This is a genomic window from Catenulispora sp. GP43 (assembly GCF_041260665.1).
GTDB lineage: Bacteria > Actinomycetota > Actinomycetes > Streptomycetales > Catenulisporaceae > Catenulispora.
The window spans coordinates 84,469-106,462 of sequence record NZ_JBGCCT010000035.1; the positions used below are offsets into that span (position 1 = coordinate 84,469).

Sequence of the window (21,994 nt, forward strand, 5' to 3'; positions counted from 1 at the left end):
CCTAACCGACGCATGAGAGGCCCAAATGGTTGGCACTCTCAGCGCGTGGTTTGCGCCACGGTGGCGGACCCGATGACGCGGGTACCGTCGTAGAGGACTGCCGCTTGCCCCGGCGCGAGGCCTCTAACCGGCTCGTGGAGGATTACTTCGATGGCGTCCGGACCGGTGCGCTCAGCGGTGGCCGACACTCCCTCACCGTGTGCGCGCAGCTGCGCGTGGCACTCGATCCGGCCGGTGAACTCCGGACCGCACCAGCGCAGCTTGATCCCGGACAGCCCGGTGACGTCCAGCTCCTCGGCGGTGCCGACGGTCACGGTGTTGGTCACCGGCGAGATGTCCAGCACGTAGCGCGGCCGGCCGTCGCCGGCCGGATCGCCGATGCGCAAGCCCCGGCGCTGGCCGATGGTGAAGCCCCAGGCGCCGTCGTGCTCGCCGATCCGGCGCCCGGCGCTGTCGACGATCGGACCGGAGCTGGTGCCCAGGGTCTTGGCGAGGTAGGCCTTGGTGTCGCCGTCGGGGATGAAGCAGACGTCGTGGCTGTCGGGCTTCTTGGCCACGTACAGGCCGCGCTCGGCCGCCTCGGCCCGGACCGCGGGCTTGGTGTCGTCGCCGAGCGGGAACAGGGAGTGCGCCAGCTGGTCGGCGTCCAGGACGCCCAGGACGTAGGACTGGTCCTTGGCCGGGTCCGCGGCGCGGTGCAGCTCGGGGCCGTCCGGGCCGTCGAGCAGGCGCGCGTAGTGCCCGGTGGCCACCGCGTCGAAGCCCAGGGCCCGCGCCTTGTCCAGCACCGCGGCGAACTTGATCTTCTCGTTGCAGCGCAGGCACGGGTTCGGGGTGCGGCCGGCCTGGTACTCGGCGACGAAGTCGTCGATCACGTCCTCGTGGAAGCGGTCGGACATGTCCCAGATGTAGAAGGGGATGCCGAGCATGTCGGCGGCCCGCCGGGCGTCGTGCGAGTCCTCGATCGTGCAGCATCCGCGCGCGCCGTCGCGCAGGGCTTGGCGGTTGCGGGACAACGCCAGATGGACGCCGGTCACCTCGTGACCCGCGTCCCGGACCCGGGCGGCGGCCACCGCCGAGTCGACACCACCGGACATCGCCGCCAAGACACGCATGCCTCAAGGGTACGTGCAATGGTTGACTGTGAGGCGGGTCATATCGGGCGGGACGGGCTACCACGAGCGGAGGACGCCATGAGCGGCGCCGAGGGCACGGACAGCATGGTCATCGTCGGCGCGAGCCTGGCGGGCGCGAAAACCGCTCAGGCGCTGCGCGAGGACGGCTGGGACGGGCCGATCGAGCTGGTCGGGGCCGAACACGACCTGCCGTACGAGCGCCCTCCCCTGTCGAAGGGTTTCCTGCAGGGCAAGGAGGAGCGGGACAAGGTCTTCGTCCACGAGTCCGGCGCCTGGTACGTGGAGAACCAGGTGGGCCTGCGCCTGGGCCGCACCGCGGTGGCGATCGACCGCGAGCGGCACCTGGTGCGCCTGGACGACGGCGCCGAACTCCCCTACGGCAAGCTGCTGCTGGCCACCGGTTCCTCCCCGCGCCGGCTGAGCATCCCCGGCGGCGACGCGTCGAACCTGTGCTACTTCCGCACGTTGGAAGACAGCCAGCGCACGAAGGAGCAGCTGATCCCGGGCTCGCGCCTGACGATCGTCGGCGCCGGCTGGATCGGCCTGGAGGTCGCCGCCGCGGCCCGCGAGAAGGACGTCGAGGTGACGGTGCTGGAGGCGCTGGAGCAGCCGCTGCTGCGGGTGCTCGGCCCCGAGGTCGGCGCGCGCTTCGCCGACCTGCACCGCGCGCACGACGTGGACCTGCGCCTGGGCGTCGGCGTGGACTCCTTCACCCTGCAGGATGTGGACGGCGTCGAGCAGGCGACCCGCGTCCGGCTCGCCGACGGCACCGAACTCGAGGCGGACCACATCCTGGTGGCGGTCGGCGCCGCCCCGAACTCCGCTCTGGCCGAGGCGGCCGGCCTGGAGGTCTCGAACGGCGTCGTGGTGGACGCCACCTTGCGCACCTCGGACCCGGACATCTTCGCCGCCGGCGACGTGGCCAGCGCCTGGCACCCCTTCTACGAGGAGGCGATCCGGGTCGAGCACTGGGCCAACGCGCTGAACCAGCCGAAGGTGGCCGCGGCCTCGATGATGGGGGTCACGGACCTGGACTACGACCGCCTGCCGTACTTCTTCACCGACCAGTACGACCTCGGGATGGAGTACGTCGGCCACATCCCGTCCTCGGGCTACGACCAGGTGGTGTTCCGCGGCGACCCGGACTCCGGGGCGTACATGGCGTTCTGGCTGGCCGGCGGCAGGGTGCTGGCCGGGATGAACGTGAACGTCTGGGACGTGGCCGACGAGGTGCGCAGCCTGATCCTGGGGCGGGCCGCGGTGGACGTGGGGCGGCTGCAGAACGCGGCGGTGCCGCTGGCCGAGGTGGCGGCGGCCTGAACCGGCTCCGCGGCGTCAGTACTCGAGGTCGCCCTCGTTGATGCAGACGTTCAGGTACGTGATGTTGGTGGTGCTGAGGTTGAAGAGGATCCCGTGCGGATTCATCTTCCACTGCTCCCCGCGCACCCCGAGCTTGGACCAGATCCCCTCGGCCCACCAACCGTTCTCACTGTCGGCGGAGCGCACCTGGTCGGCGATGCCGTAGTTCCGCAGGTCCAGCAGATTGTTGGTGTTCTCCCACGGGCACCACAGCGAACCGGTGCTCAGCCGCACGCCGGAGGCGACGACGTCGGACGTGGTGTACAGGCAGATCTCGTTGGTGCTGCACCCGGCGTAGTCCTGGGCCACGGCGGTGCCCGGCGTTGTCGGCGGCTTGTAGGTGAGCGTGATGTCTTCTTTGGCATAGCGGATCGAGTCCCCGTCCACCACGCCCCCGGGTTTGCGGGAGAGCTGCGCGTTGATCGAGGCCTGCACCCAGTCCTGCCCCGAATTGTCGACGGACGCCGAGGCCGGGCAGGCGGCCAGCGCGGTGGCGGACAGGAGCGCGCCCGCGATGAGCGCGAGCGCAGGACGCTTGTGAAGCATGATGCCCCATTCGTCGTCGACACGGCCGGACGGTGAATCAGAGTCCTGTTTTAATGGGTCAGCTGTCAATGGACTGTCCTAAAACGGACATGGGGCTACAGCCCTTAACTCAGCCCCGCCGCCCGCGCCCGGCCCACGACCGGACCGATCGCCTCCGCCAACGCGTCCACATCAGCCTTCGTCGACGTGTGCCCCAGCGAGAACCTCAGCGACCCGCGCGCCGGCTCCCCCTCGACGCCCATCGCCAGCAGCACGTGGCTCGGCTGCGCGACGCCGGCGGAGCAGGCCGAGCCGGTCGAGCACTCGACGCCGCGGGCGTCCAGCAGCATCAGCAGCGAGTCCCCCTCGCAGCCGGGGAAGGTCATGTTCGCGATGCCCGGCAGTCCGGTGCCCGGGCCGCGGTCGCCGTTCACGATCACGTCCGGGACCTCGGCGCGGACCCGCGCGATCAGCTCGTCGCGCAGCGCGGTCAGCGTCTCGGCCCGGGCCTCGCGATCCTTCACCGCCTCGACCACGGCGGCCGCGAAGCCGGCGATGGCCGGGGTGTCCAGGGTGCCGGAACGGACGTCGCGTTCCTGGCCGCCGCCGTGCAGCACCGGGACCGCCTGGGTCTTGCGGCCCAGCAGCAGCGCCCCGACGCCGATCGGTCCGCCGATCTTGTGCGCGGTGAAGGTCATCGCGGACAGTCCGCTGGTGCTCCAGTCCACGTCCAGGGCGCCGACCGCCTGCACCGCGTCGGAGTGCACCGGGATGCCGAACGCGTGGGCGACGCCGGCCAGCTCGCGGATCGGCTGGACCGTGCCCACCTCGTTGTTCGCCCACATCACGGTGGCCAGGGCCACCGAGTCCGGGTCGCGCTCGATCGCCGCGCGCAGGGTCTCGGGGTGCACCCGGCCCAGGGAGTCGGCCGGCAGCCAGTCGATCTCGGCGCCCTCGTGCTCCTGGAGCCAGCTCAGCGGGTCCAGGACCGCGTGGTGCTCGATCTTGGGCGCCAGGACGCGCCGGCGGCGGGGGTCGGCGTCGCGCCGGGCCCAGTACAGGCCCTTGACCGCGAGGTTGTCGCTCTCGGTGCCGCCGGAGGTGAACACCACCTCCGAGGGCCGGGCGCCGAGCGCCTCGGCGATCTGTTCGCGGGATTCCTCCACCACTCGTCGGGCCGCGCGGCCGGCGGCGTGCAGGGAGTTGGCGTTCCCGGTGACGCCCAGCTGTGCCGTCATCGCGTCGACGGCGGCCGGGAGCATGGGGGTCGTCGCGGCGTGATCCAGATATACGGCCATGATTAGCTGCGATTCTAAGGGCTGGCGGGACTGTGGCGGTGATCGGCCCGGCCCCGCCCGGCCGGCGGGGATCACCCGGAGGCCGAAGGGCGCGCGGAGTTGGGGGGCCTGTTACCACCGCCCCTATGCGCCAAGGCGGTCAGCCCAGCGTGTATTCCCCGCGCAGCGCGGTCAGGACGATCCGCGCCGGGAAGACCGAGCCGGCGAAGCTGAAGTGGATGCCGTCGTGCTGCCGCGCGAGGACCCGGTGACCGGCGGGATCGGTGAGGTAGTCGGTGTACTGGCCGTGGTCGGAGGTCGGATCGGCGACGTCCACATAGCGGAGCCCGGGGACCTCCGGCACCGCCGCGCGGACCGCGTCGTTGATCCGCGCGAAGATGTGGATCCACGGCGCCGAGCGCGGCACCGGCGGACCGACCCAGTAGACGCGGCGCTGCGGGTCGCCGGCGATGAAGTCGCGGCTGACGGCCTCCACCCGGCGCGCGTACTCCTGGTTCCAGGCGTTCGACCCGACGTCGTGGCCCTCCAGCGGCCAGCCGTCGTTCGCGCCGAGGACCATGACCACCACGTCCGGATCGAAGTCGGCGGCGTCCTGCGCCGCCTCGTCCGACCAGTCGAAGACCGACGGCTGGGTCAGGCCGGTGCCGTTGCGCGCCTGCACCCGGACCTTGGCCGGGAGGTGCTCGGAGGCGACCAGGCGGGAGAGCTGCTGGCCGTCGAAGTCCGAGAGCGAGTCGCCGGTGACCAGGATGCGGAGCGGATCGGCGGCGGTGGCGCGGCGCACCTCGGCGCCGACCGGGGCCAGCCGCGGCTCGGGATCGGCCGCCACCGGGGAGCCCGGCGCGCCGTCCGGCGCCGGCGGCCGCTGGACCGGCGGCTGGAGCCGGTCCGCGTCCTGCTCCAGGTGGGTCTGCTGGTCGCCGGTGACGCTGTCGGGATGGCCGAGCATGGCGTCCAGCGAGCTGCGCGGGCGGTTCAGGTCCAGCAGGCCCGCGAAGCCGTCCAGCGGGCGCGCGACCCCCAGCAGGAGGTCGCGCGTCGGGCCGGACGGCATGCCGAGCCCGGCCCGGACCACGCCGGCGGTGTTCAGCAGCAGCGCGGTGGCCAGGGCGATCCGGATCACCCGGCCGGCCTGGCGCGCGGTGGTGACGGGTTCGGAGCTGTTCTCCTCGGACACTGCTCTCCTTTCGCGCCGCGCCTAGAACCGGAAGTAGATGAACGGCGCCACGCCTTGTCCGCCGCTGACGGCGGCGACCACCAGCAGCAGCGCCCCGAGCGAGATGCCCTGCGCGTAGACGGGGAGAGTGACGAACGCCTTCTGCAAGCGCGCGCCGGTCCCCCTGGGCAGCCACTGCACGGCCAGTGCGGTGACGATGAGCAGGACGATCGTCGGCGTGACGATGCCGGTGTTCGGGCCGCCGGCGAACAGCCGTCCGAGGACGGCGAAGGCGGTGTTCAGGTCCGGCGCGCGGAAGAAGACCCACGCCAGGCAGACCACGTGGAAGGTGACTACGCGCGCTACTGCGGTCTTCACAGGCTGGGGAATCCGCACGGGAATCGCTAGAGAAGTCCACACACGTTCCGCTGCCAAGCCAACGCCGTGGATGCCGCCCCAGATGACGAATGTCCACGCGGCGCCGTGCCACAGCCCGCCCAGGAGCATGGTCAGCATCAGGTTGCGGTACGTCTTAAGGCTCCCGCCGCGGTTCCCTCCTAAGGGGATGTAGAGGTAGTCGCGGAGCCAGCGGGACAGCGTCATATGCCAGCGCCGCCAGAAGTCCTGGAGGGAGCGCGCGGTATAGGGGCGGTCGAAGTTGTCGGGGAAACGGAATCCCAGAAGGAGTGCCAGGCCGATCGCCATGTCGGTGTAGGCGGAGAAGTCGCAGTAGATCTGGACGGCGTATCCGTAAACCGCCATAAGCGTTTCGGTGCCGTTATGTGCCTGGGGTGTGCCGAACACCGGCTCGACCAGCTTCGTGCCGATCATGTCGGCCACGACCATCTTCTTCACCAGACCGCCGGCGATCAGGCCGAACGCCCTGGCAGCCGGGACGCGGTCGGGGTCGCGCGGGCCCGCCAGCTGCGGGATGAACTCCGACGCCCGGACGATCGGGCCGGCCACGAGGTGCGGGAAGAAGGATGCGTAGATGGCGTAGTCGAGCGGCTTGGCCGGCGCGGTGCGGCCGCGATGGACGTCGACGACGTAGGAGATGGCCTGGAAGGTGTAGAAGGACACGCCGACCGGCAGGACCCAGTGGAGCAGGCCGAGGGACAGTCCCAGGGAACTGTTGACGGAAGCGCTGAAGAAGTCGAGGTATTTGAAGACGCCGAGGGCGCCGAGATCCAGGGTGACCGCGGTGATCAGGGCGGCGTCGCGGGTCTTCGTTTCCGACCGGCGCGCGATGATCGTCGCCGCGAGCTGGTTGACCACGGTGGAGCCGGCCAGGAGGAGCACGTAGTGCCAGTCCGCGGCCGCGTAGAAGTAGTACGAAGCGGCGAGGATGAAGGGCCGCCACAGGCGCTGACGGGGCATCAGACCCCAGGACAGCGGCAGGACGATCGCGAAGAAGATCGCGAACTGCACGGTGGGGAAGATCAAGGCGGCTGTCCCGAGTGGCCGGTTTCGTCAGGAAGGGTCGCAATACCCAACGAAGCAGAACACCGACGGTCACGGTCTTCCCAGCGATCGAGATCGCTCTTAGCTTGTCCGGTATGGCACCGCTCAGTGAGGACGACCCGCGCCACCTCGGGGGTTTCCGGGTGCTGACGCTGCTCGCCGTCGGCGGTATGGGGCGCGTGTACCTGGCGCTGGGGCCGGACCGGCAGGCGGTGGCGCTGAAGGTGGCGCGGCCGGAGTTCGCCGCCGACGCGCGGTTCCGGGCGCGGTTCCGGCGGGAGGTGGCGACGGCGCGGGAGGTGGGTGGCGGCACGGCGCTGATCGCTCCGGTGGTGGCCGCGGATCCGGATGCGGAGCTGCCGTGGCTGGCGTCGGAGTATGTGCCGGGGCCGTCCGTGACCGAGATGGCGCTGGGCTTCGGCCCGTTGAGCGAGGCGGGTCTTCGCACCCTGACCCACGGCCTGGCCCTGGCGCTCACCGAGGTCCACGCGGCCGGCGTGGTGCACCGCGACGTGAAGCCCTCGAACGTGCTGCTGGCCCGCACCGGTCCGCGGCTGATCGACTTCGGCGTGGCCCGCGCCGTCGACGACGTCGGCCTGACCAGGGTCGGAGCCCTGATCGGCTCGCCCGGCTTCCTGTCGCCGGAGCAGGCCCTCGGCGAGCCGGTGACGTTCGGCTCGGACCTCTTCGCGATGGCCGCGGTCGTCGCCTACGCGGCGCGCGGCCAGAGCCCCTTCGGCAGCGGCGACGGACCCGCGCTGCTGTACCGCGTCGTGCACGAGCCGCCGAAGCTCGAAGGACTCCCCGCCGACCTGACCGAGGTGCTGGCCGCCTGCCTGGCGAAGGACCCCGGCGAGCGCCCGAGCGCCCCGGAGATCGCGGACCTCATCGCGCCCGAGGACCCCTGGCTCTCGGACGCGGTGCTCGACGACATAGCCCGCCGCGAGGCGGAACTGGCGGCCTGGCTGCGGGTCACCGCCGCCGACCCGCTGTGGGTGAAGGCGGTCGACAAGGCGCAGAACGCGGCCTTCGACACGGTCGCCGACACGGCGCTGGACATAGCGAACGCGGCGGTGGTGGAGCCGACGCGGACCGGGACTCGGCGGCGGCAACGCGGGTCGGCCGACACCGGACTCGGGCTCGGCTCGGCTGCCGACCGGGCACCCGGACCGGAGACAAGTCCCGCCGACCGCACAGGCAGACCGGAGACGAGTCCCGCCGACCGCGCACACCGACCGGAACCAAACCCCGCCGACACCGCACCGCCGCCGCACTCCCCGCCGCCCGAATCCCCCGCACACGGCATTCGCCAGCCCGGCCTACCGCGCATCCCCCTCGCTCCAGCCGACCTCTCCGGCGAGACCGACTCACAATCCCCTGCCTCGGCACCCCGGCCCGGACCCGAACCGGCATCCGAACCCGCGTCCCCCGCATCCCCCGCGACCACGCGCCCCGGTGCCGCCTACACCGCGTTCCTCCTCGAACCGGACCCGCCGACCCCCGTGCCGTCCTCCGCCGCCACCCACCACCGCGCGCCGCACCGCCGGCGCTTTCCCGCCTATGCCGCCCTCGGGGCCCTCCTGGGCGCCGTCGTGACCGCCGCCGCGCTGCTGCTCCCGCACGGCGGCCACGGCAGCCCTGCGCCCCCGCAGCGGCCCGCGAGCAGCTCCGCCGGGAAGCAGAAAGCCGCTCCGTCCACCGGGGTCGGTGGGCGGAGCGGCTCAGGGGTTCGTCCGGGGACTACTTCCGCTTCAGGATCTCGTCCGTGACCTGCGGGACCACCTTGAACAGGTCGCCGATGACGCCGTAGTCGGCGAGCTCGAAGATCGGCGCCTCCTCGTCCTTGTTGATGGCGACGATGGTCTTCGAGGTCTGCATGCCGGCGCGGTGCTGGATCGCGCCGGAGATGCCGGCGGCGATGTACAGCTGCGGGGAGACCGTCTTGCCGGTCTGGCCGACCTGCGACTGGTGCGGGTACCAGCCGGCGTCCACCGCGGCGCGGGAGGCGCCGACGGCCGCGCCGAGCGCGTCGGCCAGCTTCTCGATGATCGCGAAGTTCTCGCCGCTGCCGACGCCGCGGCCGCCGGAGACCACGATCGAGGCCTCGGTGAGCTCGGGGCGGTCGCCCTTGGGGAGCACGACCTTTTCCACGATCTTGGCCAGCTTGGCCGCGTCCGACAGCTCCACGCTGACGTCCACCCGCTCGGCGGCGGCCGGGGCGGCCTCCGGGGCGGTGGCGTTCGGGCGCATCGCGATGATCGGGGTGCCCTGGGTGACCTTGGAGTGCGCCACGGTCGAGCCGCCGAAGATGCTCTGCTCGGCGACCAGCTCGGCGCTGACGTCGACGGCGTCGGTGAGGATGCCGGAGCCGGACTTGATCGCCAGGCGGCCGCCGACCTCCTTGCCCTCGGCGGTGGCCGGGACCAGCACCGCCGCCGGGGAGTGCTCGGCGACCAGCTTGGCCAGCAGCTCGGCCTTGGGCGCGGTGACGTAGCCCTCCAGCTCGGCGTCCTCGGCCACGTACACCTTCGCCGCGCCGTACTCGGCCAGCTTCTCGGCGGCCTTGTCGTAGCCGGCGCCGACGAACACGGCGCTGGGCGTGCCCAGCGCGCGGGCCTTGGTCAGCAGCTCCAGCGTGACCTTCTTGACCGCGCCGTCGGCGTGGTCGACGAGAACCAGGATCTCAGCCATCTTCCAACGCTCCCTTAGATGAACTTCTGCGCGGACAGGAACTCGGCGAGCTTCACGCCGCCGTCGCCCTCGTCGGCCACCTTGACGCCGGCGCTGCGCGGCGGGCGCTGGGCGGCGTCGGCCACCGCGGTCCAGGCGCCGCCGGCGCCGACCACGGCGGTGTCGATGCCGGCCGCGGCCGCGTCGAGCTGGGCGATCGGCTTCTTCTTGGCCGCCATGATGCCCTTGAAGGAGGGGTAGCGCGGCTCGTTGATCTTCTCCACCACCGAGACCACGGCCGGCAGCTGGGCCTTGACGATGTCGTGGCCGTAGTCGGTGAGGCGGTTCACGGTGATCTCGGTGCCGTCGATCTCGACCTTCGAGGCGAAGGTGAGCTGCGGCAGGCCCAGGCGCTCGGCCAGCATCGCCGGGACCAGCGAGGTGCGGGCGTCGGAGGCCTCCGAGCCCAGGACCACCAGGTCGTACTCGGTGGTGCCCAGGGCCTGCGCGATGGCGTAGGACGTGGCCACGGCGTCGGAGCCGGCCAGCGCCGGGTCGGACAGCAGGATGCCGGAGTCCGCACCCATCGACAGCGCCTTGCGCAGCGCGGCGTCGGCGCCGTCGGGGCCCATGGTCAGCACGGTGACCTCGCCGCCGTGCGCCTCGACGAGCTTGAGCGCCTCCTCGATGGCGTACTCGTCCATCTCGTTGAGCACCGGGTTCGAGCTCTCCCGGTCCACGGTCAGGGTGTCCGGGAGGAGCCGCTTCTCGGCCTCCGTGTCCGGTACCTGCTTCACACAGACGACGATTTTCATGATCGCTGTCCGACCTCCTGCTTGAGGGCTTCTCCGGTCTCTCCTCCGCAGCTTGCCATGGTCGGACCTGATTTTAATAAACAGAGCATCCGAACACGGGGGCAGGCAGGCGAGGCTTCCACGGCTTCCGGTGCGGCCCGGCGGTTGCCGACGGTGCCGTCCACGGGGATCGTATCCCGACAAAGTTACCGCTTGGTAGTGCCGCAAGAAGCGATGCGCGTCACGTCTCGGATGGGCCGCCCGGGGGAATGCATACGGTATTCGAGTGACTACTGTGAGGGATGGTGACCGGCTAGGATGATCAAAACACCTTGACCAGGGGGGTGGTCCGATGACCGGTCCGGAGTTCGCCTTCGAGGTACGGCCGCCGGTGCTGACCGCGTACGCCGAGTCGCTGCGGGTCGGCGCCGCGGAGCTGGCGTCGGTCGGCGAGGCGGTGGCGGCGGTGCGCGTGGAGCGCGGCTGGTTCGGCCGGCTGCCGCAGTCCGGCTTCCTGGCCGACCGCTGCGCCGCGCATCAGCAGGAGGTGCTCGCCGAGGCCGGCCAGTTGGCCGCGTGGCTGGCGGCGGCGACCCTCGGGCTCGCGGAATCCGCGGGCCGCTATTCGGCGGCCGATCGGGTGGTGGCCGGAGTCGCGGGCGCGGTGGAGACGGCGCTCGGGGTGGGGATCGAGATACCCGGCAGCGAGCCGGACGAGGCCGGCCCGGGCAACGGGACGCACGGATGAGCAGCCCGATGGAGCCGGGCGCGCCCGGGGACGGCTTCGGAGTCGGCTACGCATGGGCAGTGCAGGAGCCGCCTCGGCTCGACACGATGCTCAGCCCGGCGCACCGCGCGGCGCCGAGCGGACTGGAGGGCACGCTGACGTGGGGCGTCGCGTGGGCGCTGCGCGAGGTCGGACTGCTGGACGTGCTGGACCGGGTGACCGGCGACGCCGACGCCCTGCACGGCGCGGCGGCGCTGTGGCTGGAGCAGGCGGTCGCGGTGCGCGGCATCTCGACGCGGCTGCGGCAGGACGGCGTGCCGCTGGCCGCGAGCTGGCGCGGGGAGGCCGCGCAGGCGTTCGGGGCCGTGATGGACGCCGCCCTGACGGCGCTGGACCGGCTGGCGTTCGACCTGGCGGCGACGGCGCACCTGCTCAACCGGGCCGGCGTCGCGGCCGGGGCGGCCCAGGACGCGGTGACCGGCGTCGTCGCCGACGCCGCGGCGTGGGCGGCGGCCGAACTGGCCGCGACCGCGGTGGCCGACGTGCTCACCTTCGGACTGGCCACGGCCGGCGGCGCCCTGGCCGAATCGGCGACGCTGGCGGCGTTCCTGGCCCGCGCCGAACGGATATCGGCGGAGTTCGCGGCGCTGGTGGAGCAGCTGGCGACCGAGCTCGCGGTGTTGCGCGCGGCCCGCGACGCGCTCGGCGCCTCGCGCGGGCTCGGCGCGCTGCACGCGTTCCGAGCCCTGCGGCGGACCCAGGAGACAGTGGCGGAACTGCGCGGAGCCGGCAGCGTCCTGCGCTTGATCGAGGGCGCCACGGACGCGGCGCTCGGCCATGCCGTCGGGCTCCCGCTCGGCGCCGAGGGGGCGAAGGGCCTCGGCGCGCAGATCCGGCACACGATCACCGATGAGGCGGAACAGACCGAGTCCGGGCACTGAGCTCCATGTCGGAGCACTGAGATCGCGTCCGGACACCGAGATCCGCCACCGCCTCGCGCAACACACTTGACATTACCAAGCAAGTACTAGACGCTACTCGTCAAGTAGAGGCGACAAGGGATGGAGTCCGCTTTGGCGACCACATGGCGCACCGCCCACGAGGAGCTGGCCCGGGACCTGAACCGCCTGGTCGAGGCGCGCGTCCTGGGCCCGGTCGACGTCCTGTTCGGACTCGACAAGGACCTGCGGCGCCGGGCCTTCGAGGCGGTGCTGGTCTGGACCGAGGACCTGCTGGGCCCGGACGACGACACCGCGAGGACCACCGCGATCCGGCTCGTCGGCACCCTGTTTCCGTCCGACGAGCCCTTCAACCCGCCGGCCCAGTGGTGGACCACCCCGTTCGGCCGCGCGGTGCTGCTGCGCGCCGGCCATCCGAACGCCGAGGCGGTGTCCTTCACCGTGGCGGCGGCGATGCTCGGGATCAGCCGGCAGGGGGTGCACGACCTCGCTCGGCGCGGGAAGGTGCAGGCCCATCCGGACGGCGGGGTGACGGTCGACTCGGTGCAGGCGCGGCTGAAGGAGCGGCTGCTCGGCGATTCGGAAGCGGTCGCTTCCGAGGACAAGGGCTGAGCAGGCGTCATGCAGACCTTCACTCCGGCTGCCGCGCCCGACCTCGCGGTCAGCCGGCTCGGCTACGGCGCATCACCGCGGCTTCGCCGGAACAACTCGTCGCGCAGGTAAAGCAGAACCTTGCGACCGTGCGGGTGGACCGGCTGCCGCTCGTGTATCTCCGGGTCGGCGGCGACGGTCTGTTGCCGCCGAACTCGCCCTCGACGCCGAGGATGTGGCAGCGCTGAACGGAATCAACACCCTGACGGACTAGGACCGCCGAAGGACCACCTGGCAGGGGTTGGCGGGGTCGTCGGAGGCGCACAGGACGAGATCCGGGCCCGCCCGGTAGACGTCGAACCAGACCGAGTGGGACAGGTCGCCCTCTATCTGCAGGCGGACGCCGGAGCGGCCGCCGGGGCTCTCGGTGTCCCACATGCCCGCCGAGGCCGGCACGCCGTCGCCGGCGCCCAGGCCGCCGCCGGCCAGCGCGCCGGCGGTGTACGTGCCGTCGGCGCGCAGGACGACGGACATGCCGGAGCGCGACCGCCACGTCCCGAGCAGATCGCCGTCCGAGCCGACGGCGACGGCCTTGGCCGTGGACGACGGCGCCGCGAACCGCCACACCGGACCGCCGACCGCCACCAGAACCGCCAGCGCCACCACCGCGACCCGCCGCGACACCGCCAGATCCCGCCGCCGCCACCCGATGGCGACCGCCGAAGCGGCCACCCCGGCGGGCCAGAAGAACGCGGTCACCAAGCAGCCGAAGCACCACAGCAGCAGCCGCGGCCGCCACCGCGCCGTCAACCCGAACAGGCCCACCCCGACGCCCCACAGCGCACCGACGAGATAGAAGGCGGTCCACGGCCGCGCGTCGGGCAGATGCGGCATGTCGGGGTTCACGTGCGGGCTGTCGAAGAAGACGCGATAGGCGAAGTACAGCGCCAGCGCACCCCAGAACAGCACGCCGAGCCCGACGAGGGCGCCGACGCAGACCAGCGCGGCACGCCGCAGGCCGGGGCCGAGCGCCACGCCGGTGAGGGTCGAGGCCTCGCTCTGCATGCCGAAGAAGGGCTCTGGGTCGGCGGAGGCCAGATCGGCCTCGGACTGCTCGCCGCCGGCCGCGCTCACATCCCCGGAGAAAGGCACGCCGCCGCCGGCCACAGCGCCGGCAACCAAATCAGCCTCGGACTGCATGCCATCGGCCCCGCTCCCCTGCCCGGGCAAGAGCCCGATGCCGCCAACCCCCTCATCCCCCGCGAAACCCTCGTCGGCCATGGCGTCATCGGCGTGCGAGCCGGCGTCGGTCGAGAACACGCGCCCCACAATGCCGAAAGCCCGGCGGGAGCGAAAGCTCCCACCGGGCCGTCGGTGCGCTGAGGCGCGCGAGCCCTTACACGTTCTCCGGGAAGTGGCAGGCCACCTGGTGGGCGTAGCCGGCCGCGGAGAGGGCGCCGATCTGCAGCAGCGGGGGCTCCTGCGTGCGGCAGACTTCCTGCGCCTTCCAGCAGCGGGTGTTGAAACGGCAGCCCGCCGGGGGGTTGATCGGCGAGGGGACGTCGCCGACCAGGCGGATGCGCTCCACCTGACCCTCGGCCTTGCCCTCCTTGCGGTCCGGGTCCGGGATCGGGACCGCGGACAGCAGGGCGGTGGTGTAGGGGTGGTGCGGCCTGGTGTACATGTCGGCCTGGTCGGCGATCTCGACGATCTTGCCCAGGTACATCACCGCGACGCGGTCGGAGATGTGGCGCACCACCGACAGGTCGTGGGCGATGAACACGTACGCCAGGTTCAGCTCGTTCTGCAGGTCCTCCAGCAGGTTCATCACCTGGGCCTGGATCGACACGTCGAGCGCGGAGACCGGCTCGTCGGCGATGACCAGCTTGGGCTTCAGGGCCAGCGCGCGGGCGATGCCGATGCGCTGGCGCTGACCGCCGGAGAACTCGTGCGGGTAGCGGTTGTAGTGCTCCGGGGACAGGCCCACCAGGGACAGCAGGTCCTGCACGGCCTTCTTCACGCCGTTGGGCGTCTGGATGCCCTGGATGTGGAAGGGCGCGCCGACGATGGTGCCGACCGTGTGCCGCGGGTTCAGCGAGGACTGCGGGTCCTGGAACACCATCTGGATGTCCCGGCGCAGCGGCCGCAGCTGGCCCTGGCTCATGTGGGCGATGTCGCGGCCCTCGAACATGATCTGTCCGCTGGTCGGCTCGTCCAGGCGGGCCAGCATCTTGCCGGTCGTGGACTTGCCGCAGCCGGACTCGCCGACCAGGCCGAGGGTCTCCCCGGCGCGGACGGAGAAGCTGATCCCGTCCACCGCCTGCACCGCGCCGACCTGGCGCTGCAGCAGGCCGCGCCGGATCGGGAAGTGCTTGACCAGATTGTTGACCTGCAGCAGCGCGTCCGGTTCCACCGCGGAGGTCTCGGACGTCTGCGCCGTGGTTTCCGTGCTCACAGCGACCCCTGGATCTTCTCGGTGTATATCTCCCGGCGCCGGGCCGGGTCCATGTGGCAGCGCACCAGGTGCCCCGGCGCGGTCGCGGCCAGCAGCGGGACCTCGGTGTCGCTGCGGCCGGCCGTCTCGGTGGCGCCGTACGGGCAGCGCGGGTGGAAGGCGCAGCCGGAGGGCACGTTGATCAGCGAGGGCGGGTTGCCCTGGATCGGGGTCAGGCGCTCGGCCCGCTCCCGGTCCAGCCGCGGCATCGAGGCCAGCAGACCCCAGGTGTAGGGGTGCTCCGGCGCCTTGAAGATGTCGTGCGCGGTGCCGTACTCCACGGCCTTGCCGCCGTACATCACCATGATGTCGTCGGCGAGCTCGGCCACCACGCCCAGGTCGTGGGTGATGATGATCAGGGCGCTGTTGAACTCGCGCTGCAGGTCCCGCATCAGGTCCAGGATCTGGGCCTGCACGGTCACGTCCAGCGCGGTGGTCGGCTCGTCGGCGATCAGCAGCGAGGGGTTGCACACCAGCGCCATGGCGATCATCGCGCGCTGGCGCATACCGCCGGAGAACTGGTGCGGGAAGTCGTCCACGCGGGTGTTCGGCTGCGGGATGCCGACCAGTTCCAGCAGTTCGATGGCGCGCTTGCGGGCCACGGACTTGGAGACCTGGTTGTGGACCCGGTACGCCTCGATGATCTGCGCGCCCACGGTGTAGAAGGGGTGCATCGCCGACAGCGGATCCTGGAAGATCATCGCCATCTTCTCGCCGCGCAGCCGGCGCACCTGCTCGGAGCTGGCGCTGACCAGGTCCTGGCCGTCCAGCCAGATCTCGCCGGAGACCTGCGCGCCGCGCTTCTTCTTCTTCTCGTTGGCCGAGCGGTGCAGGCCCATGATCGCCAGCGAGGTGACGGACTTGCCGGAGCCGGACTCGCCGACGATGCCCAGCGTCTTGCCGCGCTCGAGCTGGAAGGTGATGCCGTCCACCGACTTCACGACGCCGTCGTCGGTCGGGAAGTGCACCTTCAGGTCGCGCACGTCCAGGAACCCGCGCGGGCTGGTGTTCTCCAGCGCGATGTCCTCGACGATCGCCTCGGATGCTTCGTTGCTCATGAGACCCTCACTCGGGGGTCGACGACGCCGTAGAGCACGTCGACGACCAGGTTCGCCAGCACGATGAAGGCGCTGGCCACGATCGTGACGCCCAGGATCACGGGCAGGTCGGACTGGCTCACCGCGTCGACCGCCTCACGGCCGATGCCCGGCAGGTTGAACACCTGCTCGGCGAGCACGACGCCGCCGAGGGCGAAGCCGAGGTCCATACCGAAGATGGTGACGATCGGGGTCAGGGCCGCGCGCAGCGCGTGCTTGAAGATGACCGTCCGCTCCGGCAGGCCCTTGGCCCGCGCCGTGCGGATGAAGTCCTCGTTCATGGTGTCCAGCATGCCGACCCGGGTGAGGCGGGCGTACAGGGCCGCCAGACCGAAGGCCACCGAGATCCACGCCAGCAGAAGGTGCGTGAACCAGTTCCACGGGTCCTTCAGGAAGGCGACGTATCCGGGGTCGGGCAGGATGTGCCAGTTGACCACGAACACCAGCGCCAGCAGCGGGCCGACGAAGTAGACCGGCAGCGACACGCCGACCAGGGCGGTGATCATGCCGGCGCGGTCGACGAGCGAGCCCTTCTTCAGCGCCGAGGCGACGCCCACGGCCACACCGAAGATCAGCCACAGGACCGAGGAGCCGATCGCCAGGGAGATCGTCACCGGCAGCCACTGGCTGATGCTGTGGGTCACCAGTTCATTGGTCTTGAAGGAGTAGCCCAGGCACGGGGCCGAGCAGTGGGCCATCTGCGTGCCGGTGTCGTAGTCGTATCCGACGAAGATGCCCTTGAGGAAACGCCCGTACTGCACCCAGACCGACTGGTCGAATCCGAAACGATGGATGACCGCGGCGACGGCCTGGGGGTTCTGGGTCTTGCCGACGTACTGTTCCGCCAGCGACTCCGTCGTCTGCCCGCCCAGGCGTGGGAAAACGTAGAAGATGAAGAACGTGATCAAGCTGATCACGAACAGCAGCACGACTGCTGAGAACAGACGCCTGATGATGTAGGTAATCACGGAGTGCGGCGGCGGTCGCCCGGCGACGCCGGCGGAACCTTGTGGGTTCCGCCGGCGCCACCAGGGTTCCTTGCCTTCACCTGCCTATCTGTGAAAGCGAAGGGTAGTGGCCTTCGACGGGGTGAGTGTTACTTCACGCCCATCGCGGAGAAGAGGTACATGCCGTAGCCCTGGCTGAAGATGACGTTGGTCGTCGACTCCGGACGGTACACCAGGTCCTTGTCCCAGACGATCGGGACGACGAGAGCGTCGGCCAGAGCCTGGTGGTCGATCGCCGCGTAGTCAGCGCCACGGGCGGTCGGGTCGTTCTCGTTCAGCGCCTTGGTGAAGCCGGCGTCGATCGCGGCGTCCTTGTACCAGTCCAGGTTGTAGCCGCCGGACGGGTGGATCGCCGAGGAGGCCAGCAGGCTGTACATGAAGCCGTAGCCGGACGGGAAGTCCGCGCCCCACTTCATGAAGCTGATGGCGACCTTGTGCGCGACCGCGTACTGCTGGTTGCCGGCGAACTGCGAGTTGTACTGGGCGAAGGGCTTGGTGTCGATCGTGGTGGTGATGCCGATCGACTTCAGGTTGCTCTGCGCCGTCTGGACCATGGTCGCCTCCTTGGTGGAGTTGTCGCGAGTCATGATCTCGAAGGAGTCCTTCATGGTGCCGTCGGCGTTGAAGGCGTCCGGCTCAGCAGTCTGGCACTGCTTCAGCGCGGCCTTCGCCTGAGTGGCGTCACCCTTGTTGCCGGCGGTGATGTACTGGTCGCCCGCCTTCCAGCCCGGGATCGTCGGCGGGTCGATGGTGCTGGCGATGTCGCCACCGCCGATCGGGCCACCGGACTCGGTCTGCATCGTGGCCTTGTCGATGATCCACTCGATGGCCTGACGGCAGTTCACGTTGTCGAACGGCTTCTGCATCGTGTTGATGGCGAAGTACTCGGTCGAGTTCGCGTACGCGGAGTCAGAGTCGGCCTTGAGCTTCGGGTCGGCCAGGATCTTGCTCTGGGTCGCCGGCTGCACGCCCACACCGGTCAGGTCGGCGTTGGCCGAGCCGTCGAACAGCGTGTCGTCGATCGTCGACTTGTCCTGCTTGAGCTTGATCACGATCTTCGAGGCGCGCAGGACGTGGAGCTTGTCCGGGTCCGTGCTCGGGTCGAAGTTCGGGTTCGGCGACAGGTCCAGCTCGGTACCGACCTGGTAGTTGTCGACCTTGTACTGACCGGTCGACAGCAGGGTCTTGAAGTAGTCCGCGCCGGTGTCCTTCTGACGCGGGACCGGAGCAGAGCCCGGCAGCGCCATCAGGTAGTCGAAGTCCGAGAACGGCGTGGTCAGGTTGAACACGATGGTCTGCGCGTCCGGCGTGGTGATGCCGGAGACGCCGTCGTTCGGGTTCTTGTCCTTGTAGGGACCCTGGTACTTCGTCGTGTCCTGCACGAACTGCGGGAAGTACGCCGGGCCGTTCACCAGGGTGTCCTGACCCCAGTTGGACCGCTCGATCGCGTACTTGACGTCCGCGGAGGTGACGACGCTGCCGTCCTGGTACTTCACACCCGGCTTGATCTTGTAGGTCCAGGTGAGGCCGTTGTTGGAGACCACACCCGGGCCCTGGGCCAGGTCCGGGACGACCTTGTTGCCGGCGGTGCCGGGCTGCTGCGCGTAGGTCATCATCGGGCGAGCCCAGTCGCCGATGATCGACCAGGAGAACGCGTCGTAGGTGTTGCCCGGGTCGATGGAGTCGAAGTCCGAGCGGTCCACCAGGGTCATGGTGCCGCCCTCGGCGTTCGTCGGGCGGACGATGCCGGTCACGGCGGCGTTGAAGCCGGTGGCGGCGCTGGTGTTGCCCGAGGGCACGGTGGTTACTGCGGCCGTCGGCGAGTTGCTCGAGCTGGAATTGGTCTTCGAGCTGGAGCACGCCGAGGCTGCCAGGGCGACGCACGCTGCGAGCGCGACGCCTCCCAACAGCTTGGAGCGGTTCATTACGGGTGGACCCCCTTGGTCAGCCCGGCATCCCAGAATGTGGGATGCTTTCGGTGTCTGTGCAACTGATCTTGCTGATCTCGCAGATGGCGGCGGGTGTGAGTCCGCCTGGGCCCCCGGCGGTGCGACGCCGGGGGAATTCTTTTTAGTGGGCCTTCGGGTCGAAGGCGTCACGCAGGCCGTCACCGAACAGGTTGAAGGCCATGACCGTGATGAAGATCGCAGCGCCCGGGATGATCAGGAACGCGGGGTCGACGCGGTAGTAGGAGATGGCGTCGTTGAGCATCTTGCCCCACGACGGTGTCGGCGGACGGATGCCGACGCCCAGGAAGGACAGGGCGGCCTCGAACAGGATGTTCGCCGGGATCAGCAGGGTGCCGTAGACCAGGATCGGGGCGACCAGGTTCGGCATCAGCTCGCGCATGATGATCCGGCGCGGCTTGGCGCCCAGCACCCGGGCGGCGTCCACGAACTCCCGCTGGCGCAGCGCGATGGTCTGGCCGCGGACGATACGTCCGGCGTAGGGCCAGCCGAAGAAGCCGATGATGAAGATCAGCATCGCGATGTGCAAGGTGTCGCCGGACATCCCGAACGCGTGGTCGGAGACGATGGCCGCCAGCGCCAACGCGAACAGCAGCAGCGGGAAGGCCAGGAAGACGTCCATGATGCGGGAGATGAGGGTGTCGATCCAGCCGCCGAAGTAGCCGGCGATGACGCCCAGCGCGATCCCGATGACCAGCGACACGATCGAGGCCGAGGTCGCGATCAGCAGGCTGATGCGCGAGCCGAGCAGCACCCGGGTCAGCACGTCGCGGCCGATGACCGGCTCCAGACCCAGCCAGTGGGTGGAGCTGATGCCGCCCGCCGAGCCCAGCGGCATCGAGGTGTTGGGGTCGATACTGTCCATGAACTGCTGGTTCGGGTCCGAGTTCCCGGACAGCGAGGCCAGCAGCGGGGCGAATATCGCGATCAGTACCAGCACCACGATGATGATGCCCGCGGCCATCGCCACGCGGTCCTTCTTCAGGCGTGACCAGGCGATCTGGGTGAGCGACCGACCCTCGATGGCCTTCGCCGCCGGCGTGCCCGGGTCCGGTGCGCCGGCACCGTCATCGCCGAAGTCGTCGTGCAGGGTGGAGGCGTCCCCTGGCAGCGTTGTCATGTGAATCCTCGGTGGTCGTCTGACTCGGAAGGCCTTGTGAGCGCACCGGAGAGTCAGGCAGGGCGGAGTCGTGATCGCGTCACGCCCGGCGAACGCCCCCATGCGAACGCCGGTGGTATTGCACATTGCACTGTCGGGCCGGGGCCCTCCACAGGAGACTGACGCCTCGCCCCCCGCCTTGGCTAGGGGGTTGGGGCAGCCTTGTCCGAACTGTGATCAATCCTGGATCGGCCGGTCACCGAGCTGTTTCGCGGCATCAGAGGGCGGTGTCGGCACCTGAGAAGTGGGAGGTAACCACCCCTGAGGTTAACGGGGTGTTACCCGCGACAGACCGGATCCTTAGGCGTTTGCCCCTTGACAGACGGTGCCTTAGAGGGGAAGTGATCAGCTACCTAAGGTAGGCGGGAGGCGACTGCGCGCGGCCCCGCGCCAAACGGCGCACCGCCGCGCACCCCCCTCCGGACGCCCCGGCCCGGCCCCCGGACGGGCTGCCGGACGGCTGCCGAGGGGCTGCCGGACGGGCCGCCGGGCGCCGGTGTGCGTCAGTCAAGGCGGATGCGCGGGTCCAGGAAAGCATAGGCGGCGTCGACGGCGAAATTGGCCACAACGATGAAGAGCCCTGCGAACAAGGTGACACCGAGCACCACCGGCAGGTCCTGGCCGTCCACGCCGTTCTGCGCCAGATCGCCGATCCCGTGCAGGCCGTAGATCTTCTCGGCCAGCACCGCGCCGCCCAGCAGCAGGCCCAGGTCCATGGCGAAGACGGTGGCCACGGTCGGGAAGGTGGTCCGCAGCGCCTGCCAGACCACGCGCCGGTCCGGCAGGCCCTTGGCGTGCGCGGTCCGGATGAACTGGCCCGACAACGCCTCGATCATGCCCGAGCGGGTCAGCCGCGTGTAGAGCGCGAAGTAGCCCAGCGCCAGCGTCACCCACGGCAGGACCAGATGGTCGGCCCAGATGAAGGGGTTGTGCAGGAACGAGTAATAGGAGACCGAGGGGAACAGCCAGGCCAGCTGGGCCCGGGCCAGCGGGCCGATGAACACCACCGGCAGGCAGACCCCGAGCAGCGCGACCACCCGGATCGCGCGGTCGGCCAGGCCTCCCGGGGCCATCGCCGCGACCGCGCCGGAGGCCACGCCGAGCACCAGCCACAGCACCGCCGCGCCGATCGCGATGGAGACCGTCACCGGCAGCCGGTCCAGGATCAGCGAGAACACCGACTCGTGCAGCCGCCAGGAGTAGCCCAGACAGGGCGCCGAGCAGTGCGCGGCGCCCGAGCCCGGGGGCAGGTCCATGCCCACCACCAGAGCCCTGAGGTAGTCCCAGAACTGGACGTACAGCGGCTGGTCCAGGCCCAGCCGGTGCTCGATCAGCAGCAGCTGCTCCGGCGAGGGGTCCCGGCTGGCGAACTGCGCCGCCAGCTGGTCGGTGGTGCGCCCGCCGAGCCCGGGCACCACGTAGAAGACCAGGAAGGTCACCAGGACCACGGCGAGCATGAGGATGACGGCGGTGACGGCCCGCCGGAGGAGGAAGGTCGTCATACGGCCCGCGTGCTCCCCGGATTTCGTGAGGGTTTCGGTCCGCGCGCCGCGCCGGGCCGGCCCGCGCCGGCGCCGCCGCGGCGCGCGGAGGG

General features: G+C 70.5%; 19 protein-coding genes. 5 read left to right on the plus strand and 14 right to left on the minus strand.

What is annotated here, in order from left to right:
• Positions 1–38: 38 nt before the first annotated feature.
• The gene (mnmA, locus tag ABH926_RS44680) at positions 39–1,115 is read right to left on the minus strand and encodes a tRNA 2-thiouridine(34) synthase MnmA (protein ID WP_370372980.1); all 1,077 of its coding nucleotides are present in this window, start codon (positions 1,113–1,115) and stop codon (positions 39–41) included.
• 78 nt (positions 1,116–1,193) lie between these two features.
• On the opposite strand from mnmA, the gene ABH926_RS44685 reads away from it, so the two are divergent.
• Positions 1,194–2,456: an NAD(P)/FAD-dependent oxidoreductase gene (locus ABH926_RS44685; RefSeq protein ID WP_370372982.1), complete on the plus strand. Its 1,263-nt coding sequence runs from the start codon at positions 1,194–1,196 to the stop codon at positions 2,454–2,456.
• 15 nt (positions 2,457–2,471) lie between these two features.
• On the opposite strand, the gene ABH926_RS44690 is transcribed toward ABH926_RS44685, so the two are convergent.
• The 4 genes from ABH926_RS44690 to ABH926_RS44705 all read right to left on the minus strand — a co-directional run bounded on the left by ABH926_RS44690 (position 2,472) and on the right by ABH926_RS44705 (position 6,902).
• The gene (locus ABH926_RS44690) at positions 2,472–3,041 is read right to left on the minus strand and encodes a hypothetical protein (protein ID WP_370372984.1); all 570 of its coding nucleotides are present in this window, start codon (positions 3,039–3,041) and stop codon (positions 2,472–2,474) included.
• Between the two features lie 104 nt (positions 3,042–3,145).
• A complete protein-coding gene (locus ABH926_RS44695) occupies positions 3,146–4,318 on the minus strand; it encodes a cysteine desulfurase family protein (RefSeq protein ID WP_370372987.1) in 1,173 nt (390 codons plus the stop codon).
• A gap of 139 nt (positions 4,319–4,457) precedes the next feature.
• Positions 4,458–5,495 carry a GDSL-type esterase/lipase family protein gene (locus ABH926_RS44700; RefSeq protein WP_370372989.1) on the minus strand — a complete coding sequence of 346 codons (1,038 nt, stop codon included), beginning with the start codon at positions 5,493–5,495 and terminating at the stop codon, positions 4,458–4,460.
• Positions 5,496–5,516: 21 nt separating this feature from the next.
• The gene (locus tag ABH926_RS44705) at positions 5,517–6,902 is read right to left on the minus strand and encodes an MBOAT family protein (RefSeq protein ID WP_370372991.1); all 1,386 of its coding nucleotides are present in this window, start codon (positions 6,900–6,902) and stop codon (positions 5,517–5,519) included.
• Positions 6,903–7,030: 128 nt separating this feature from the next.
• On the opposite strand from ABH926_RS44705, the gene ABH926_RS44710 reads away from it, so the two are divergent.
• Entirely contained in the window at positions 7,031–8,704 is a 1,674-nt protein-coding gene (locus ABH926_RS44710; RefSeq protein ID WP_370372992.1) for a protein kinase, read from the plus strand.
• Here the strand turns inward: ABH926_RS44710 and ABH926_RS44715 are convergent.
• Positions 8,676–9,626: an electron transfer flavoprotein subunit alpha/FixB family protein gene (locus tag ABH926_RS44715; protein ID WP_370372994.1), complete on the minus strand. Its 951-nt coding sequence runs from the start codon at positions 9,624–9,626 to the stop codon at positions 8,676–8,678. The two genes, ABH926_RS44710 and ABH926_RS44715, sit on opposite strands and share 29 nt — an antisense overlap.
• Before the next feature lie 14 nt (positions 9,627–9,640).
• A complete protein-coding gene (locus ABH926_RS44720; RefSeq protein ID WP_370372996.1) occupies positions 9,641–10,420 on the minus strand; it encodes an electron transfer flavoprotein subunit beta in 780 nt (259 codons plus the stop codon).
• 331 nt (positions 10,421–10,751) lie between these two features.
• Between ABH926_RS44720 and ABH926_RS44725 the strand changes: the two genes are divergently transcribed.
• From ABH926_RS44725 to ABH926_RS44735, 3 genes are all read left to right on the plus strand, one after another.
• Positions 10,752–11,147 carry a hypothetical protein gene (locus ABH926_RS44725; protein WP_370372998.1) on the plus strand — a complete coding sequence of 132 codons (396 nt, stop codon included), beginning with the start codon at positions 10,752–10,754 and terminating at the stop codon, positions 11,145–11,147.
• The gene (locus ABH926_RS44730; RefSeq protein WP_370373000.1) at positions 11,144–12,067 is read left to right on the plus strand and encodes a WXG100 family type VII secretion target; all 924 of its coding nucleotides are present in this window, start codon (positions 11,144–11,146) and stop codon (positions 12,065–12,067) included. Before ABH926_RS44725 ends, ABH926_RS44730 begins: the two co-directional genes overlap by 4 nt.
• Before the next feature lie 132 nt (positions 12,068–12,199).
• On the plus strand, positions 12,200–12,697 hold the full coding sequence (locus ABH926_RS44735) for a hypothetical protein (RefSeq protein WP_370373001.1): 498 nt from the start codon (positions 12,200–12,202) through the stop codon (positions 12,695–12,697).
• A gap of 249 nt (positions 12,698–12,946) precedes the next feature.
• Here the strand turns inward: ABH926_RS44735 and ABH926_RS44740 are convergent, their stop codons facing one another.
• From ABH926_RS44740 to ABH926_RS44770, 7 genes are all read right to left on the minus strand, one after another.
• Positions 12,947–13,996 (minus strand): hypothetical protein, encoded by a 1,050-nt coding sequence (locus ABH926_RS44740; RefSeq protein ID WP_370373003.1) that lies wholly within the window; start codon positions 13,994–13,996, stop codon positions 12,947–12,949.
• Between the two features lie 76 nt (positions 13,997–14,072).
• On the minus strand, positions 14,073–15,131 hold the full coding sequence (locus ABH926_RS44745; RefSeq protein ID WP_370373004.1) for an ABC transporter ATP-binding protein: 1,059 nt from the start codon (positions 15,129–15,131) through the stop codon (positions 14,073–14,075).
• Positions 15,128–16,228 carry an ABC transporter ATP-binding protein gene (locus tag ABH926_RS44750; protein WP_370373005.1) on the minus strand — a complete coding sequence of 367 codons (1,101 nt, stop codon included), beginning with the start codon at positions 16,226–16,228 and terminating at the stop codon, positions 15,128–15,130. The genes ABH926_RS44745 and ABH926_RS44750 overlap by 4 nt, the downstream gene beginning before the upstream one ends.
• Entirely contained in the window at positions 16,225–17,235 is a 1,011-nt protein-coding gene (locus tag ABH926_RS44755; RefSeq protein ID WP_370373006.1) for an ABC transporter permease, read from the minus strand. Before ABH926_RS44755 ends, ABH926_RS44750 begins: the two co-directional genes overlap by 4 nt.
• A 128-nt stretch (positions 17,236–17,363) precedes the next feature.
• On the minus strand, positions 17,364–19,199 hold the full coding sequence (locus ABH926_RS44760) for an ABC transporter substrate-binding protein (protein ID WP_370373008.1): 1,836 nt from the start codon (positions 19,197–19,199) through the stop codon (positions 17,364–17,366).
• 145 nt (positions 19,200–19,344) lie between these two features.
• Positions 19,345–20,361, minus strand: a complete 1,017-nt coding sequence (locus ABH926_RS44765) for an ABC transporter permease (RefSeq protein ID WP_370373010.1) — start codon at positions 20,359–20,361, stop codon at positions 19,345–19,347.
• Positions 20,362–20,903: 542 nt separating this feature from the next.
• Positions 20,904–21,902, minus strand: a complete 999-nt coding sequence (locus ABH926_RS44770; protein ID WP_370373012.1) for an ABC transporter permease — start codon at positions 21,900–21,902, stop codon at positions 20,904–20,906.
• Between the last annotated feature and the right edge of the window lie 92 nt (positions 21,903–21,994).